Consider the following 17,463-nt stretch of genomic DNA (forward strand, 5'->3'; position numbering starts at 1 on the left):
CAATTGTAGTTCGCCGCAGACTTTGCCCTGCAATGTTCATCTTTTTATATTAGTCCAGATCATCCCCATCATACACATCTTCCTGATAGTCCATGAGCCTGATTAACTTAATATCGGAATCCTCCACGTCAACATACAGCAATCCTTCACAGCCAGGATATAACAACAGATAATTGAGGAAGCGATCTCTTAGCGCAGGGCCGGTCATTTCAATTGGCTGTCTGCGACGAGACGTTTTCACCAAGTATCTCAGATCCTCACGTTCTGCAACATAATCAATGAATAACCTGCTGTAATAAACGGATTCATTGGCCTCAAAAGCCAGAGGGACTTTCATTTTGCCACCGATGACTTCGTAACCCTGTGCTTCAAGCAAATCCAAGGCCGGGGAATCCTGAATCTTCACGTTCAGTTGCATTCCAGACAAGCTTACCGGCATCGGTCGGTTCACCCAATTACGCAAGCCAAAGAACAGCCACAAGATCAAACAGACAGCAAGTACACCTATAAAGATTGTGTCATATTGACCATCCATTATCGCTCACCTCGAAGACATATTCGAGGTTCAGTAACGATTTCCCTTTACATCAATCACCTTTCCAGCGAAAAGAAACCCATCTTATGATGAGTTTCCCGTAAATGTATGAGCTGCTTCCTTCGCAACTTGCTCCGCAAGTGCGTCAAGTGAAGCTGGATCGATCTCTGGTTGTGTGGCCTCTGGTGCTTCCAGACGCCAATGTGCGAGAAATTCTATATTACCTTCTCCACCGGTTATCGGTGAAAAAGTCAAACTCTGCAGATGCAAACCAAGTTGACTGGCAAAATGAAGCATCGTCTGCAATACATCCTTGTGTACCTTCGTATCACGTACCACACCGGACTTGCCTACTTTTTCACGCCCTGCCTCAAATTGAGGTTTAATCAATGCAACGATATCTGCAGGTTGTTTCAAAAGAGCCAGAAGTGGCGGCAATATGATTCGCAGTGAAATGAACGACACATCAATGCTCGCAAAGTTCGGGACGGGTCCCGTCAGATCTTCAGGAGTCACATAGCGGAAATTGGTTCGTTCCATAACAGTAACCCGCTCATCATTACGCAAAGACCAGTCGAGCTGATTATACCCCACATCAATAGCGTAGACGTGAGACGCGCCATGCTGAAGTGCACAATCCGTAAATCCACCGGTGGATGAACCAATGTCGAGCATGACAAGTCCATTCATATCAAGGCCGAAATGACGGATCGCTTTTTCGAGCTTCAATCCGCCTCTTCCGACGTAGGGATGTACCGAGCCTTTAACTTTCAGCTCGGCTTCCCTTGGAATTTTCATGCCCGCCTTTTCGATTGGCTCATTATTGGCATATACCAGTCCAGCCATGATTGCAGCTTTTGCCTTCTCACGACTTTCATAATAGCCCTGCTCAACCAGCAGAACATCAATTCGTTCTTTCGGGAGTGACATGTCTGTCTCCTATCATGTAAATTTACGAAGGAAAACGTGTTTTGGGTATGCCGTAAGATGATTGAACAGCCATCTTGCGCAGTTCAGCACATACATTTTCAACGGTAAGACCCACTTCCTCACGTTGTTCCTTAATACTGCCATGCTCGATGAAGCGATCCGGAATCCCCATCAATTGTACATGAACATCATGTAGTCCCTGTTCTGCATAAAACTCCAGCACTGCACTACCCATGCTGCCTGCTTGGGATGTTTCTTCAAGTACAATCAATTTGGTGCCTCGAACAGCTAAATCACGCAACATTTGCTCGTCAAGAGGTTTGAGGAAGCGAGCGTTGATTACGCCTGCTGTGATCCCTTCCCGCTTCACCATCTCTGCTGCTTCTTCTGCAAGCTGCACCATCGACCCTGAAGCGATGACAGCATATCCCTCTGATGGACGCAGTTGCTCCCATGATCCGATTGGAATCGGAACAAGTACATCATCCAAAGGCACACCGACCACATTGTTTCGTGGATAACGGTAAGCAATTGGACCTTCATTATAATCAAGCGCCGTTTTCATCATGTGGCGCAATTCATTTTCGTCTTTTGGCATCATCAAGACGATATTTGGAATATGGCGCATAAATGCCACATCGTATACCCCTTGATGTGTTTCCCCATCCGGACCAACAAACCCGGCACGGTCAATAGCAAACATCACGTTAGCGTTATGACGGCAAATATCATGTACAATCTGATCATATGCACGTTGCATAAACGTAGAATACACGGCAAAGACCGGCTTCAAGCCTTCCATAGCCAGTGCAGCACACATGGTTGCCGCATGCTGTTCTGCGATCCCTACGTCAATCATGCGGTCAGGAAATTCCTTACTAAAAGGAATGAGACCTGATCCTGTAGGCATTGCTGGCGTTACAGCTACGATCCGCTTATCCTGCTTCGCAAGATCAATTAACGTTTGGCCAAACACTTCCGTGTACATCGGTTTTCCAACTGCCTTCAGCACTTGCCCAGATTCAATTTTGTACGGTGAAATCCCGTGCCACTTGTGCGAATCGGCTTCTGCTGGCTGATAACCTTTACCTTTGGTCGTGAGCACGTGAACGAGCACAGGGCCATCAACGTTATCTGCCTGTTTGAAGGTTTCAATCAATTTGGGAATATCGTGCCCATCAATCGGTCCCAAATACGTGAAGCCCAGTTCTTCGAAAAGAACACCTGGTACCATCATATATTTGACACTGTCTTTGATCCAGCTTGCCGATTTGGCCAATCGATCTCCGATAGCTGGAATTTTTTTAAGCATCCCTTCGACATCATCTTTTGCTTTCAGATAATGACGATCCGAACGAATCTTGCTCAAATATTTATGCATGGCCCCAACGTTTGGAGCAATGGACATTTCATTATCATTCAGAATAACCATCAGTTTTCTCTGCTCATGACCGATATGATTCAGAGCCTCAAAAGCCATACCACCTGTAAGCGCTCCATCACCAATCATCGCGATAACTTGGTTGTCCTCACCCTTCAGATCACGTGCAAGGGCCATCCCCATCGCAGCGGACAACGAAGTACTGCTGTGTCCAGCTTCCCATACATCATGTTCGCTTTCGTTGCGTTTGACAAACCCGCACAGGCCGTTATGTTGACGCAATGTATCAAAGCGATCCATACGCCCTGTCAGGACTTTATGCACATAAGCCTGATGCCCTACATCAAAAATCATTTTGTCTGCTGGACTGTTATAGCAGTAATGCAGGGCTACCGTGAGCTCAACCACGCCTAAGTTGGGTGCGAGATGCCCACCTGTAACAGACAGTTTCTCAATCAGAAACTGCCGGATCTCTGCCGACAAAAGGGCAAGATCATCCTGAGACATCGACTTTAGATCACTGGGTTGTTTAATTTGTGGAAGCAGCACGAGAATCTCCCCGCTTTCCTAGATTGTTTAGTTATTGTTGTAAATCGATATATACATTATGAATCAAATGACATTAAATCATTATAACATAAAAGAACAAGAATCATAATTTACTGCACTATACTCCCGATAACGAGCATTCTCGCCAGCAAGTTATTTAAAATTCTTCTCCATATGTATTCCCGCATCCACTCGGGACAGACTTTTTCCATCTACTCGGAAAAAGGACATTACATTCATTACACGGTTATACAGGTTTTGAAACAGCGCATTTAATCAGAATCTAATGGTCTCGACTCATCAGGTAATCTGCAATTTCCAGCAATCTGGATGCATCAGGTAACTCAGCTCTTTCAAGTGCGTCTTTTGCAGATTGGGTAAGAGATTTCACCTCAGCTACAGAAGCCTCCATGCCAATAAAATAAGGATATGTTACCTTCTGCTGATTCACATCGCTCTGTGTTTTCTTGCCCATCTTCTGCTCGTCACCCGTCAAGTCGAGAATGTCATCCTGAATTTGGAACGCCAGCCCCAGATCACGGCCAAATACACGCAAGGCTTCCAATTGTCCTTCCGTTGCTCCACCGATTCGTGCTCCAGCAATGAGGGAGAAAACAATCAGGTCACCTGTTTTGTGCAAATGAATATATTGAAGCTGTGCAAGATCAGTCATGCCTTGCTCGCCTTCCATATCCGCAACTTGGCCACCGACCATACCTCTTGCTCCAGCGAGTTCGGACATGTCCTCTACGATGGACAGCAACGCATCTGCCGCCACACCGCTACGGCGTCCAGCTTGAACAATGCTATAAAAAGCATGGGTTAACAGCGCATCGCCTGCCAATATGGCTGTTGCCTCACCATATACCTTATGATTCGTTAATTTTCCCCTGCGGTAATCATCATTATCCATAGCAGGCAGGTCGTCGTGGATCAGTGAATACGTATGAACCATCTCCACGGCGCAGGCTACCGGCATTGCAGCTGTACGCTGTGCACCGAAGGCTTCCGCCGCAGCAACGACCAGAAGAGGACGAAGGCGTTTGCCTCCGGCCATGAGTGAGTACTGCATCGCATCCGTCAACGATTGGGGTACATCCCAGTGATCGGGAAGCGTGTGTTTCAACGCTTCTGTCACCCCAGCTGTGACCTCTTCGAGGTATGCTTGAAACGAAGGACGATTACTCATGGACTTCACCGCTCTCATCGTCAGCAGTTCCGAAAGGCTTCTTGCGAAGCTCTCCATCTTCTTCTACGATCATTTCGATCTTGCGTTCCACTTGTTCCAGCTTCAGACCGCAAAGTTGCGAAAGTTTCATCCCGCGTTGAAACAGATCGATGGCCTGTTCCAACGGAACATCACCATGTTCCAGCTGACCTACGATGTCTTCCAATGCCGCCATTGCCTCTTCAAAATTCAATTCCGGTTCATTCGCCATGGGTATTGTCGTCCTCCTTCATTCCCCAAACCTGACAGTCCAGCTGTCCGTCTGTTAATTTAATCTTAATTGAATCTCCAGGCTGTACATCCTTTGTGGACTTGATTAATCGCTGTTCCTGCTCGTCATAGACAAGACTGTATCCACGTGACATGACTTTAAGCGGGCTGAGCGCATCCAGATGCCGCACAGATGATTTCCACTGTTGTTGCTTTGATCTGGTTATAGACCTGATCGCAAGTTCCAGTTGTCTGCGTGCTGCCGCATTCTCACGGCGTGCTGCATTAACCTGCTCACGAGGATTGAATCGTTGCAGTGCTGCCCGCAGACGCTCCTGCTTCTCTCCTGTCCATTTCATACGCGTATCCACTGTTCTCAAAAGCCGTTGGTGCATCATATCCAGTCGTTCGGTGTGTTGCATCAAGGTGCGTCTTGGATGAACAAGCACTGGCGAACGCTGTAATCTTGCGAGCCGTTCACGATTATGTACAGCACGTTGACGTAAGCTGTGCTGTAACTGGCGCTGACGTTGTCCGATCTGCTCAAGCAACTCGGCTCGATTAGGTACAGCTAACTCAGCAGCTGCTGTAGGTGTAGCCGCACGCAAATCGGCTGCAAAATCAGCAATAGTGAAGTCCGTTTCGTGCCCCACCGCAGAAATGACAGGAATATCCGAAGCGACTATTGCTCTTGCCACAATCTCCTCATTAAAGGCCCACAACTCCTCCAGTGAACCGCCTCCGCGTCCAACGATAAGTACATCGGCTTCTCCCATCCGGTTTAGGTTTCCAATCGCTTTGACGATGGAAGGTGCTGCACCCTTGCCTTGAACCAGAACAGGATACAAAACAACTTTGGCAGAAGGGTATCTGCGTTGGAGTGTGATCATGATGTCTCGCACCGCCGCTCCCGTCGGTGAAGTTACAACCCCGATGGTCTGTGGATAACGAGGAATCTGTCTTTTCCGCGAAGGTGAGAATAACCCTTCATCCTCGAGCTTTTTCTTCAGCTGTTCGTATGCCAGATACAGGCTTCCAATTCCGTCCGGTTGCATATGGGTAGCGTAGAATTGATACTGCCCATCCCGTTCATACACCGAGACATTACCACGGGCAATAACCCTTGCACCCTCCTTCGGTACAAAGGGTAATCGCTGGTTATGGGAAGCAAACATAATCGACTTGATCCGGCTGTCCTTGTCCTTCAATGTAAAATACATATGACCGCTGGAGTGATGTGTGAAATTCGAAATCTCCCCGCGTAGCCAGACGTCCGACAGGACCTGATCCGATTCCAGTTTCATTCGGATGTATCGGTTCAGGTCTTTGATGGAGTAGATCTTTTGATCTGCCACAGACAAAACCCTAGGCCAATCCGTGAGCGCGCTTGGCAGCGATCAATGTATTTTGCATCAGCATTGTGATTGTCATCGGACCAACACCACCAGGAACGGGTGTAATTGGACCAGAAACTTCTTTTACACTCTCGAAATCAACGTCTCCTGCCAGTTTGCCATTCTCCAAACGGTTCATGCCGACATCAATAACAACAGCACCCGGTTTCACAAAATCAGCATCCACAAAATTAGCACGGCCGATGGCTACAACTAGAATGTCCGCCTGACGTGTAATTTCTTTCATGTTGGCTGTGCGGGAATGACACATCGTTACCGTTGCATTCTCACGTTGCAGTAACAGCGATACCGGTTTGCCAACGATGTTACTTCTTCCGATGACTACCGCATGTTTACCGGACATTTCCAGTCCAGTGCGCTTGATCAGTTCAATTACACCAGCCGGGGTACATGGAAGCAGACTATCGTCTCCAATAACAAGATTACCAACATTGACTGGATGGAATCCGTCTACGTCTTTATCCACGGCAATTGCATCAATGACCGCTTTCTCTTCGATATGTTTTGGCAGTGGCAGTTGAACCAAAATTCCGTTAATGGATTGTTGATTGTTCAGCTTGTCCACCAGCGCAAGCAGATCTTCTTGGGACGTATCTGCATCCAAGCGATGCACTTCGGAGTAGAAACCGAGGTCGTGACATGCTTTTTCTTTATTACGCACATAGACTTGGGATGCCGGATCTTCCCCGACGAGCACAACAGCCAGACCAGGTACTACCCCCTGTTCGCTAAGCTGTTTTACTTCTGTTGTCATGCTTGCGCGGATCTCTTGGGATACTTCTTTACCGTTAATAATAGATGCTGTCATTGTACTCTCTCTCCCTTATGTGAATATAAATTTAGAGGTTGTTCAAAAAGCCCGCTTTTGATTACAAAGGATACTGAAAACCGGTCTTTTTGAACACACACTATAATTAATCATAACTTAAGATAATTTTGCTTTAATGGCATCAACTTCCTGAATCATGCGTCCAAGTACGCCATTGACGAACTTACCGGATTCTTCTGTACCAAAATATTTGGACAGTTCGATTGCTTCGTTGACAGACACTTTTGCCGGAATATCATCACGGAACACCATTTCATACGTTGACAGTCGTAAAATCTGGCGATCTACACGTGACAGACGGCTGATCTGCCAACCTTTCAAATAATCCACCAGCAGCCCGTCAATCGCTTCTTTATTATTCCATGCTCCTTGTACAATCTCAGTAACATAGGTACGCATTACATCTGCATCGCGGATAACCACTTCGGTTTCATTATCTTCAGCGGCTTCATTGATCAACATGTTTACAGCTTCTGCTGCGCCTACCTCATTCATTTCCATCTGATACAGACTTTGTACTGCAATTTCCCTTGCCAAACGTCTTTTCATGTCCTGCCTCCTGCAGCGCTCCGTCTGGAGCGTCATCATGCTTATTTTATAATCCATGCAACCATCTCATCAAATCCTTTAATAGATTGATCGATGGCTTCCACGGTATTGTTATTGTTATCCCTTTTCACAAAAAAACCTGCAATACGTTTCCTCCAAAAAACGGGCAACCTAAACTACAGCTCTATTTTCGGAAGAAACATATTGCAGGGTTCAGGTAGGTCACTTAAACGGACGCCAGCGATCGCCAAGCCATTGCCCCCACTCCCTCCAGGGAATGGACGAACCCAGCTTCGAATCGCTTCGTCTGCCTAACGTATAACCGATGAACACCAAGAGTGCAAAGAACAACATATCCCAAAAACCGATCCATACATAAAGAAATCCAAAAAAGATGCCGCCGATAATTCCGGTAATTCGGCCTCTGTGACTATCCCAAATCTCTTTCCACAGCATCAGTGAAACTCACCTCATTCCACTCGACTCTTGTAGTTAGGCGACTGGGTTACATTAGCGATATACACCGTGACAAAAGAAACCGGGATGCCCGTAATCTCTTGTACATGATCATGTATCGCCTTTTGCAGATCAGAAGTCAGCGCAGGAATAGGTGTCTCACCATCCACTACTGCACGGATCATAATCTCCAGTCCTGACTCAACCACACGTATGCGTGCCTTGACATCACGTACTCCCCGGAAACGGGAAGTTGCCTTCAAACAGAGATTCTCAATCGTCTCCATCGAAATCTGTACATCACCAAACTCAGTACGTTGATCTACAGACGGCAACGATGCACGCTCACGGCGAACCGAGATGTAGAAAAATCGCAAACTCAGGATAAACAAAATCGCTGCTGCAATAACCGACGCAACAATAACGTTTTGTTCCTGCTGGTAATTCAATTCGTAAGGCAGCACACCGCTAATCAGAAGAATGACGGCTGCCGATATTGCTCCAACGCTTATGCTGTATATAAACAACAGAAGCCGATCCAGTATTTTAGCCACGAACTGCACAGCCTCCCTTGCTCACTAACATTACTTAACCTGTTCACTAGCAAAAAATCAGATCCTCATCTAGCTTTCGCTATAATGAAGACCTGTCCAAGACGGGATAACCCCCGGCAGATGATGCCGGGGGAATCTGTCTTCTTTTATTTTACGCGCTGACTGTTCAGGTCGATCTCTTCCACTTTCTCGGTGCTCTTGAACTGAACGTCATGAATGTGCACATTCACTTCATTCACATTCAATCCTGTCATGTTCTCTATGGAACGTTTCACGTTCTGTTGAATCTCCGTAGCTACTTGTGGCAGACGGTATCCATACTCGATAATTACAGAAACATCAACTGCAGCTTCTCGTTGGCCCACTTCAACTTTAACGCCTTTGGAAAGGTTTTTGCGACCAAGCAATTCAGCAAATCCGCCAGCGAATCCGCCACTCATGCCTGCAACACCTTTCACTTCAAGGGTTGCCAATCCAGCAATCACTTCAATAACTTCAGGTGCGATCTGGATTTCACCGATATCCGTTCGTTCAAATTCAGTCGGTAGTGTACTCATAACTGTTCAACACACCTTTCGCGAGATAAGTTTGCGGCCATCCGTCAGGGCGCTGGACTCGGTTAATCAACCTTCAGAACCCTTCCGGTCCGGCTTTACCGGAACTCCTGCAAACATCCGCAAGGTGCGGGCTTATCCTTTGCAGGAGACATGCGCTCTTATTATTACATACTATATCATTTGGGCTACATTATGACAAACAAGCCCAATATACCTTTTAAATCTCGTTTTCCTCAAGAAATTTGATATCAAAGTCACCACGAATGAACGTTGGGTGCTCCAGCAATTTCTGATGGAAAGGAATAGTTGTAGATATGCCTTCAATCGCAAATTCCCCAAGCGCACGCTTCATCTTGGCAATCGCCTCTTCACGATTCGCTCCCCACACAATCAATTTTGCGATCATGGAGTCATAGAAAGGTGAAATGGTATAACCCGGATAAGCAGCACTATCTACACGAACGCCAGGTCCTCCCGGTGCAAGGTAGAATCCGATTTTGCCTGGTGATGGCATAAAGTTACGGTCCGGATCTTCTGCATTGATACGACATTCAATGGACCAGCCATTGATAACCACGTCTTCCTGACGGAATGAAAGTGGGTTGCCTTCAGCTACCGAGATCATCTCACGAATCAGATCCACGCCAGTAACCATCTCAGTAACCGGGTGCTCTACCTGAATACGCGTATTCATTTCCATGAAATAGAACTCGCCATTCGGGCTGAGCAGGAATTCCAATGTACCCGCTCCCGAGTAATCCACAGCAAGGGCAGCCCGTACCGCAGCTTCACCCATCAGTGTACGCACATCTTCGGAGAGAATCGGACACGGAGCTTCCTCTACCAATTTCTGGCGACGACGCTGAACCGAGCAATCACGCTCTCCCAAATGTGCTGCATTTCCGTGTTTATCAGCAATGATCTGAATTTCCACGTGTTTCATACCTGTCAGGAATTTCTCCAGATATACACCTGCATTGCCAAATGCCTTTTGTGCTTCCTGCTGAGCAGCAGTAATCTGCTTAATCAGCGTTTCTTCATCTTCGGCAATACGAATTCCCTTACCTCCGCCACCAGCAGTAGCTTTGATAATAATAGGATATCCGATATCTCTAGCAATCATGATGGCTTCATCCATATTTTCAACAAGGCCGTCTGATCCAGGAATAACAGGTACTCCTGCATCTTTCATCGTCTGTTTGGCAACAGCCTTGTCACCCATTTTGGTGATGGCTTCAGGAGAAGGTCCAATAAACGTAATATTGCAAGACTCACAAATTTCCGCAAAATCAGCATTCTCCGCCAAAAAACCGTAACCAGGGTGGATTGCATCACATTCCGTCAGTGTGGCTACACTCATCAGGTTTGTGAAGTTGAGGTAACTGTCCTTAGACAGTGTCGGTCCGATACAATAAGCCTCATCTGCAAGACGAACATGCAGAGAATCCTTGTCCGCTTCCGAATAGACGGCTACCGTTGAGATGCCGATTTCACGGCAGGCACGAATAATACGTACCGCAATCTCTCCACGGTTCGCAATCAGTATTTTTTGAAATTTCATTTCGTTTTGTCCTCCTTCGAAGCTCATGCGGTTAGCTGTTTACCAGCTATAACGGTTATTCCGGTTTCACCAGGAAAAGGGGCTGCCCATACTCGACCAGCTGTCCGTTCTCAACCAGCACTTCAACGATTTCTCCCTTGATGTCCGCATCAAGCTCGTTCATCAGCTTCATAGCTTCGATGATACATACCGTTGTTTTCTCAACAACTTTATCACCAGCGCTCACAAAAGGACCCGCTTCCGGCGAGGAAGCTCTGTAAAAAGTACCTACCATCGGAGATACAATTTTATGTAAATGACTTGTAGTATCGACCTGCGGTGCAGCTTCACTTACCACTGCGGCCGGCTGCACTTGCGGAGCAGCAATCATTTGCGGTTGCACAGCAGCTGCTTGAACATACTCCGTTTTGCCCGGTTTGCGGATCGATAACCGTGATCCTTCATTTTCAATTTCCAACTCTTGAACGGAACTTTCATCTACCAGTTTAATCAGTTCTTTGATTTCACTCAATTTAAACATTTCCATTATTCACTCCTTCGGCATCATGCCAGTCTCACTAGGACGGTCATATGGCTTTATGTATTATATCATAATCATTAAAAATGGAAAGAGCCCGAGAGTACAACCAGCTCCCGGGACTGCATTTCCATGATTTGGATTACTGTTCTGTGACGTATTGCACGCTGATTTTGTTCTGTGAAACCGCCAATTCTTTCATGACCAGATCGACAATGGATACCGCCTGTTTTACATCCAGTTTGTCACTGAGGACCACAACTTTATACTTGTCGGCATCTTCTTGAACGATCGCATTAGCGTACTGTTGAGAGAGCGTCTCTTCAATGCCAGTGATTTTGGCTTCTTTTTCTTCCAGTGTACGGAGTTGCTCCGTTGCTTTGGCATTCTCCTCTGGTGTTTTGCTCAGATCACCTGCCACGGTCATCAGTTCCTCATACTTGCGATTGTTGCTTTCTTCACGCTGCCACTGGTAGTTCTGGAACTGGCTGCTCGCAGATGCTGTCGTATTCTGCTCTTCCATTTCCTTGAGGACTTCCTCATCTGTCTTGGTTGCAGTGCCGCCTGCCTGACCGTCTGTCTCCGGTGTAGTTGTTGCCCCTTTGTCGGTCTCTTTGTTGGTTTCTTTGCCTGCCTCACCCTTATTTTCGCCTGGTTCGACAGCAGGTGTTTTCTCTGTATTTCCAGCTTCTTTACCTTCCGTAGCCGCCGGTTCTTCCACAGCGCCAGCCGCACTTGGATCACTTTCAACTTCGCCGCTATTCACCACTTCATTCACAACCAAACCTTCTGTAGGATCAAGAATGCCTGCCGTCTCCTTTGCTTCCCCTTGCTTGATTCCATCCACTTGCTGACTGTCAGCCACCGGCGCGTTGATTGGACCGGAATCCTCAGTGAACAGATAATACGCGGACAAAATGACCATCAGACTCAGCATGGAAACGAGCCATACCGTTTGACGTTTGTTATTCATTAGAACTTCCTCCTCAAATTGGCTTCAATCTTATGAGAATTGAATCTTGTGATTCAACACATCAGATTAGTCTTGTTTGCGCGGTACAACCGAGATCCGGTAGGCTGCCACATTCAGTCCTTTTTCCACAGCATCGGTTATCAGGTCCTTCACAACCTTGTTCTCTGCACCCCTCGCAACCACAAGCACCCCACGGATCTGCGGTTTGAGCTTTTTGGTCACTATAGGTGTCTGATCCCCTGATATTTCGTACGTAATAATCTCGCCATCACGGGTATATTGCGTCATATGTCGCTTGCCCCCGCTAGCATCGGTTTCTTCGGTAAGTTGCTGAGAATCCTTCACGTTCCGCTGAACGACCAATTCTTCTGTGGAATCCACGGTAACCATCACATCAACCGTTCCCACACCAACAATGTTTTCCAGCACACCTTTGATTTTGTCTTCAAATGCAATTTCGATCGCCTGAAAAGGATTCTGTTCTGACGGATCACTCTGTATGGATGCCATGGATGTTGCCGGGTCCGGTGGTTCCCGACCGATATTTTCGGAATCAATTTTTTTGACATTGACGAAGGAATTGAACAGCATGATTCCCACCCCGATCAAACCGAGGATAATCAGCCAGCGGAAGGTTTGACTCCGCCTTGCCCCACCCTCTCCGCCACCCATCCAGGTTTCCATCTTTTTGAACCATTGTTTCATCGGACACCCTCCTTCTCAGAGCACTTCACCACTTTTGGGTTCTCTCACTTGAACGTTGCTCGCATCAACATCCCACTTTTCAGTCAACAATGTAATAATCTGCACCGCATGTTCGGACCTTGTGGATGTCTCACCTTGCTGCTTCGTCTCATCTGCCTGATCACGTATAACAGGCTGGGAAGAGGCTTCATTTCCACCACGCTGCCCTTTACTCACATCAATCTGTACATCAGGTACTTCAATCTGACCAACCTGGATGGGCTGCTGTGTTTGAGGTGATTTATCCTTCTCCGCTTCTGTGTCTGTTCCAAATATGGGTTGTGTATTAGCAGCAACTTCTTGCTGCCTTGCCTTCACTTCTCCCTCTGCACCCTCTCCTGCCATCTCGACCAACACACGCTGGATCACAGGCAGTTCGACGGATGAGGCAGCTTCCATCTCGGTTTCATATTTACTCATGGTCAGCTGTACCTCTACGGACCGCACCTTGGCTCCTGTTGTTTCTTCAATCTGACCTTTCATGACATTAGCCAGTTCTTTGGCTGTCCATTGTAAGGATTGTTCCTGTTCATTGGATTGCAGCCGCTTGCCCTGAGCTAATATCTGTTCGAGTGTCGCATTCCCATCCGAAGGAGCATCCATTGCCGACATGGCCCGTTTCAGTTCGCCAACCGGATCACTTTTGAGGAGCTTGGTTATGGGTGATAAAAGGGTCAGCAGGATGAGAAGGCTCAGCACAAGCTTGACATAACGTTCCATGGATCGATTGGGCAACAACATATCCACAAAAGTCGCCAGCAGCACGATCATAATCAAATCCTGGAGCCAGTTGCTCAGCCACCCCATCCTTTCCATCCCCTTTCTTGCCAACATACATTCAGCGCATCATGACAGTCAGATTGCCCGCGGTCAGCAGGATGGTAATTGCCAGGAAAAACATTAGCCCGACGGCTGCGAGCGCCGCAAATACGTAGATCATACTCTTGCCGATGGCCTGGAGGCATCCTACAATCGGGGTGTCTCCTAGCGGTTGCATAATGGCACCGGTAACGTTGTATATCAAGGCAAGAGCCAGGATCTTGAGTGCCGGAAAGGCACATAGAAACAAAATGATGATTACCCCGGTGAGTCCAATTGCATTTTTGACAAGTAAAGAAGCTGTAATTACCGTATCCGTCGCATCCGCAAATGTTCTGCCCACGACAGGGACAAAGTTGCCTGCGATGTATTTGGCGGCCTTCAGGCTGACTCCATCTGCTACCGATCCCGATGCTCCCTGAACCGAGATTACACCCAAAAACATCGTCAGCAGAATACCCAGCAGTGCCACACTAATATTGCGCAGGAGGTCTGCCAGCTGTGTCAGCTTGTACTTGTCAGACAATGAACTGACGAGATGCAGAACAGCCGAGAAGAAGAGTAACGGGAATACCAGCAAGTGAATCAATGTGCTCACCAGATGAATCATGAAAATGATGAGTGGATGTGTCACCGAGACGGTGATGACATTCCCCATGGACGCGAGTAGTGTGAATAACAAGGGAACCATGGCCATCATGAAGTTGATCATGCCGGTTATGGCATCCTTGGCGTATCCAATCGCCACACTGAAACTGTTGATTGCAATAATGATGATGACCATATAACAGATGGAATAGGCGATTTTGCTAATATTATTTTTCTCAAATGCGGTCTGAAGTGTCTCCAGAATCATGCTGAGTACACTTAACATCACAATCGTGACCAGAAGTTTGCCATTATATAAAATTTCATGCAGCATGAAGGTTCCTATCGCTACAAACACCGATTTCAGGCTGAACCCTTCATTGCCGGGGATTAACATATCCATGAAGGAAGGGGTCTTCCCATCCGGGAAGAAACCACCGTATTGTTGCATCAGTTGATCCCAGTATTTCTCCACCTGATCCTTGGGAAGCTGATCGGCCTGCTGCTGCATCCACTCACCGGATGGTGAGCTTGCAGTAACCTGTCCCAGGATACCAAACAGAAAACAGAGCATCAGCACAACCGTAAGGCGCCACTGCGGCTTATGATGCATTGATTTCATATGAAGTCCGCACGCCCTTTCTACACCGGCATCAGCTTCATGACGGTTTCGATAATAATGCTGATGATCGGTATAGCAAGTACAAGGATCAGTACCTTACCAGCCAGTTCGATCTTGGACGCAATGCTCTCCTGACCTGCATCCCTGACAATCTGTGCGCCAAATTCAGCGATGTAGGCTATACCAATAATTTTCAGCACCGTTTTCAGATAGATACTTTCCATGCCTGAATTCTCGGCAAGCCGCTTCAACACTTCGATGACTGCACCGATTTTGCCAATCAACAACATGAAGATGACAATGCCGGTCGCGGCAGCAATCAGAAAGGCAAACATCGGTTTTTGTTCCTTAATGACCAGAATGAGCACTGTTGCGATGAGCGCCAAACCTACAACTTGGATAATTTCCACAGGTCACCACCATCCGGCTTCATGACCGTTTTTCATTGAAAAAGAAATATCGATTTGATCTCTTGTAGCAGGCTGTCCAGCATACGGACCACCATGAACAATACAACGACAAATCCGATTACGGTCACCCAGTGAGCCATATCTTCCTTTCCCATTTGTTTCAGTACCGTGTGAATCATGGCGATGATGATTCCGATACCCGCAATTTGAAAGATTGCGTTCACTTCTAGATTCATGACCTTGGCACCTCACTATCCCGGCTATTTCAGAAGATCAGAATGACGATTAACGCTCCGACAAGCATCCCGAGGCTTCGGCTCATTCGTTCATATTTCATTTGATCGGCCTGGGCACGGGATTCCTCATGCATTAGTTGTTGAATGGCTAACGATATATGTTTGGTCTGATCCTGACGGTCACTTGTGCCAAGGCTGAAGCTTAATTGCAGCATCACTTCCTTCTCGTCAGCCTTCATGGCCGATCTTCCCCACGCCAGATCCACGCCTGACTGCAGACTTTCCCGGGCAGTGAGTCCATGAGGAGGTTCCATCTGTGTGGCTGCATGAAGGAACAGCGTCTTTACAGGTTCTTTGGTCTGTGCTCCCATCTTGCCCATGGCATCGGGAAGTGGAGTGAGCCCATAGTTAATCTCCGTCATTAGTCGCTGGAGGGCTGCAATGAGTTCTCGCAACTGTCTCGGTCTTAATGCATACTGTCTGGCCTTGTAAAAACCGGCGAGGGTGCTGGCTAACAGAATAATTACCGCACCAAACATGTTAACCAAAGGCTTCACCTCCTGCCCCGGTCTGCTGCAACCCACGCATTTTGCCATCAGCCAGCCGGAAGGTCATGCCCCGGCTCGTCCGTTGCAGCTGGACATAACGTTGAAACATCTGCTCCGTAATTAAGGTTCTGAGGGCGGGTCTGGCCGACAGCTCCGATAGATCACGGCCATGAGCAGTCGCGATCACAGAGACTCCTGCATGCAGGGCTTCCATCACCGCCTCGGCATCCTCCGGACGACCGATCTCGTCCACAATCAGGACATCGGGCGACATGGAGCGAAGCATCATCATCATGCCCTCAGCCTTCGGACAACCGTCCATCACATCTGTTCGCGGACCTACGTCGAATCCAGGTACTCCTTTGTAGCTGCCAGCGATTTCGGACCTTTCATCCACAATACCCACTTTCAGCCGCGGACGTATTCCCTGAACCAGTTCATTGCCCCCTGTAAGCTTTGTACCACTGCTAATTTGTCTCGCCAGATCTCGCAGCAACGTCGTTTTCCCTTGTTGAGGTGGTGATAGGATCAACGTGTGCAGGACCTGTCCGCTCTTCATATCGAGAAGATAAGGAAGAATACGATCAGCCACTCCATGTACCTCACGGGCTACCCGAACGTTAAACCCGTTGATATCACGCAGGTATTCGACACGCCCACCGCTTAGTACCGTTCGTCCAGCAAGCCCGATTCGATGTCCCCCAGGTATGGTGATGAACCCTTTGCGCAGTTCCTCTTCCAATGTATAAAGTGAATGGTTACTGATCAGGTCCAGCAACCTGTGCGTCACTTCTTTCTGAGGAACATACGCTTCTTCAGGATTCCCGGTCGGACAACCTTGAGGTGTCAGGAAGTGGTATGTGTTGCCTGCATTAATCTCCAGGGGTCTGCCTTCACGAATACGTACTTCCTCCACTTGTTCCAATAGAGCGGGTGGCATTCTTCCAAGAATGGTTCGGATCGGTTCCGGAAAAAGTTCCCTCCAGTTCACCTTCATGAGTAGTCTCCTCCAACCTTGAGATCATTTGGTTCACACTTCTGGCGCTTGTTCATATCTCAAGTTTATGCCTGTACATTTAATTTATGACGCTGAAATCTATCAACTCTTCAGAATACGGTTGAGAGTTGAAACCATAGATCCACCTTCTGTTCTAGGCACCCGTCTAGATGTGCATGCATATAGTAATTGCAGATAGGTAAGTTCCATTTCGGTTCAAAACAGAACTACCGATCCCCAGATACAGAAAGGAGT

Annotated in this window: 21 protein-coding genes; all 21 read right to left on the reverse strand. The window is 47.4% G+C overall.

Annotated elements, in window-relative coordinates:
- Positions 1-49: 49 nt before the first annotated feature.
- The 21 genes from MKY87_RS04965 to spoIIIAA all read right to left on the reverse strand — a co-directional run bounded on the left by MKY87_RS04965 (position 50) and on the right by spoIIIAA (position 17,208).
- Entirely contained in the window at positions 50-535 is a 486-nt protein-coding gene (locus MKY87_RS04965; RefSeq protein WP_074095691.1) for a hypothetical protein, read from the reverse strand.
- Positions 536-619: 84 nt separating this feature from the next.
- Entirely contained in the window at positions 620-1,465 is an 846-nt protein-coding gene (locus MKY87_RS04970; protein WP_091018128.1) for a TlyA family RNA methyltransferase, read from the reverse strand.
- Between the two features lie 22 nt (positions 1,466-1,487).
- Complete coding sequence (gene dxs / locus MKY87_RS04975; RefSeq protein WP_133385416.1) at positions 1,488-3,395, reverse strand: 1-deoxy-D-xylulose-5-phosphate synthase; 1,908 nt, start codon at positions 3,393-3,395, stop codon at positions 1,488-1,490.
- A 283-nt stretch (positions 3,396-3,678) separates the two neighbouring features.
- Complete coding sequence (locus tag MKY87_RS04980) at positions 3,679-4,584, reverse strand: polyprenyl synthetase family protein (RefSeq protein WP_445669449.1); 906 nt, start codon at positions 4,582-4,584, stop codon at positions 3,679-3,681.
- Positions 4,577-4,834 carry an exodeoxyribonuclease VII small subunit gene (gene xseB, locus MKY87_RS04985; protein ID WP_017687599.1) on the reverse strand — a complete coding sequence of 86 codons (258 nt, stop codon included), beginning with the start codon at positions 4,832-4,834 and terminating at the stop codon, positions 4,577-4,579. The genes MKY87_RS04980 and xseB overlap by 8 nt, the downstream gene beginning before the upstream one ends.
- On the reverse strand, positions 4,824-6,188 hold the full coding sequence (xseA, locus tag MKY87_RS04990; protein ID WP_338587739.1) for an exodeoxyribonuclease VII large subunit: 1,365 nt from the start codon (positions 6,186-6,188) through the stop codon (positions 4,824-4,826). Before xseA ends, xseB begins: the two co-directional genes overlap by 11 nt.
- Before the next feature lie 10 nt (positions 6,189-6,198).
- Positions 6,199-7,056: a bifunctional methylenetetrahydrofolate dehydrogenase/methenyltetrahydrofolate cyclohydrolase FolD gene (gene folD / locus MKY87_RS04995; protein ID WP_017687597.1), complete on the reverse strand. Its 858-nt coding sequence runs from the start codon at positions 7,054-7,056 to the stop codon at positions 6,199-6,201.
- A 117-nt stretch (positions 7,057-7,173) separates the two neighbouring features.
- A complete protein-coding gene (gene nusB, locus MKY87_RS05000) occupies positions 7,174-7,626 on the reverse strand; it encodes a transcription antitermination factor NusB (protein WP_017687596.1) in 453 nt (150 codons plus the stop codon).
- Between the two features lie 222 nt (positions 7,627-7,848).
- On the reverse strand, positions 7,849-8,082 hold the full coding sequence (locus tag MKY87_RS05005) for a DUF2273 domain-containing protein (protein ID WP_017687595.1): 234 nt from the start codon (positions 8,080-8,082) through the stop codon (positions 7,849-7,851).
- A 14-nt stretch (positions 8,083-8,096) separates the two neighbouring features.
- Positions 8,097-8,636 (reverse strand): alkaline shock response membrane anchor protein AmaP, encoded by a 540-nt coding sequence (gene amaP / locus MKY87_RS05010; protein WP_017687594.1) that lies wholly within the window; start codon positions 8,634-8,636, stop codon positions 8,097-8,099.
- A gap of 146 nt (positions 8,637-8,782) precedes the next feature.
- Entirely contained in the window at positions 8,783-9,193 is a 411-nt protein-coding gene (locus MKY87_RS05015) for an Asp23/Gls24 family envelope stress response protein (protein WP_017687593.1), read from the reverse strand.
- A 217-nt stretch (positions 9,194-9,410) separates the two neighbouring features.
- A complete protein-coding gene (gene accC, locus MKY87_RS05020; protein ID WP_036614375.1) occupies positions 9,411-10,754 on the reverse strand; it encodes an acetyl-CoA carboxylase biotin carboxylase subunit in 1,344 nt (447 codons plus the stop codon).
- Positions 10,755-10,809: 55 nt separating this feature from the next.
- Positions 10,810-11,274, reverse strand: a complete 465-nt coding sequence (gene accB / locus MKY87_RS05025; RefSeq protein WP_036614903.1) for an acetyl-CoA carboxylase biotin carboxyl carrier protein — start codon at positions 11,272-11,274, stop codon at positions 10,810-10,812.
- A gap of 139 nt (positions 11,275-11,413) precedes the next feature.
- A complete protein-coding gene (locus tag MKY87_RS05030; protein WP_339782925.1) occupies positions 11,414-12,244 on the reverse strand; it encodes a SpoIIIAH-like family protein in 831 nt (276 codons plus the stop codon).
- A gap of 66 nt (positions 12,245-12,310) precedes the next feature.
- The gene (spoIIIAG, locus tag MKY87_RS05035; protein ID WP_017687589.1) at positions 12,311-12,949 is read right to left on the reverse strand and encodes a stage III sporulation protein AG; all 639 of its coding nucleotides are present in this window, start codon (positions 12,947-12,949) and stop codon (positions 12,311-12,313) included.
- 15 nt (positions 12,950-12,964) lie between these two features.
- On the reverse strand, positions 12,965-13,795 hold the full coding sequence (gene spoIIIAF / locus MKY87_RS05040; RefSeq protein WP_339782923.1) for a stage III sporulation protein AF: 831 nt from the start codon (positions 13,793-13,795) through the stop codon (positions 12,965-12,967).
- A 31-nt stretch (positions 13,796-13,826) separates the two neighbouring features.
- Positions 13,827-15,017, reverse strand: coding sequence for a stage III sporulation protein AE (gene spoIIIAE / locus MKY87_RS05045; RefSeq protein ID WP_339782921.1), 1,191 nt, complete (start codon positions 15,015-15,017; stop codon positions 13,827-13,829).
- A 20-nt stretch (positions 15,018-15,037) separates the two neighbouring features.
- Complete coding sequence (gene spoIIIAD / locus MKY87_RS05050; protein WP_017687586.1) at positions 15,038-15,427, reverse strand: stage III sporulation protein AD; 390 nt, start codon at positions 15,425-15,427, stop codon at positions 15,038-15,040.
- Positions 15,428-15,459: 32 nt separating this feature from the next.
- On the reverse strand, positions 15,460-15,663 hold the full coding sequence (gene spoIIIAC, locus MKY87_RS05055; protein ID WP_017687585.1) for a stage III sporulation protein AC: 204 nt from the start codon (positions 15,661-15,663) through the stop codon (positions 15,460-15,462).
- 29 nt (positions 15,664-15,692) lie between these two features.
- Positions 15,693-16,211, reverse strand: coding sequence for a stage III sporulation protein SpoIIIAB (spoIIIAB, locus tag MKY87_RS05060; protein WP_036614389.1), 519 nt, complete (start codon positions 16,209-16,211; stop codon positions 15,693-15,695).
- The gene (gene spoIIIAA, locus MKY87_RS05065) at positions 16,204-17,208 is read right to left on the reverse strand and encodes a stage III sporulation protein AA (RefSeq protein WP_340914086.1); all 1,005 of its coding nucleotides are present in this window, start codon (positions 17,206-17,208) and stop codon (positions 16,204-16,206) included. Before spoIIIAA ends, spoIIIAB begins: the two co-directional genes overlap by 8 nt.
- Between the last annotated feature and the right edge of the window lie 255 nt (positions 17,209-17,463).

Source organism: Paenibacillus sp. FSL R7-0198 (assembly GCF_038000415.1).
Lineage (GTDB): Bacteria > Bacillota > Bacilli > Paenibacillales > Paenibacillaceae > Paenibacillus.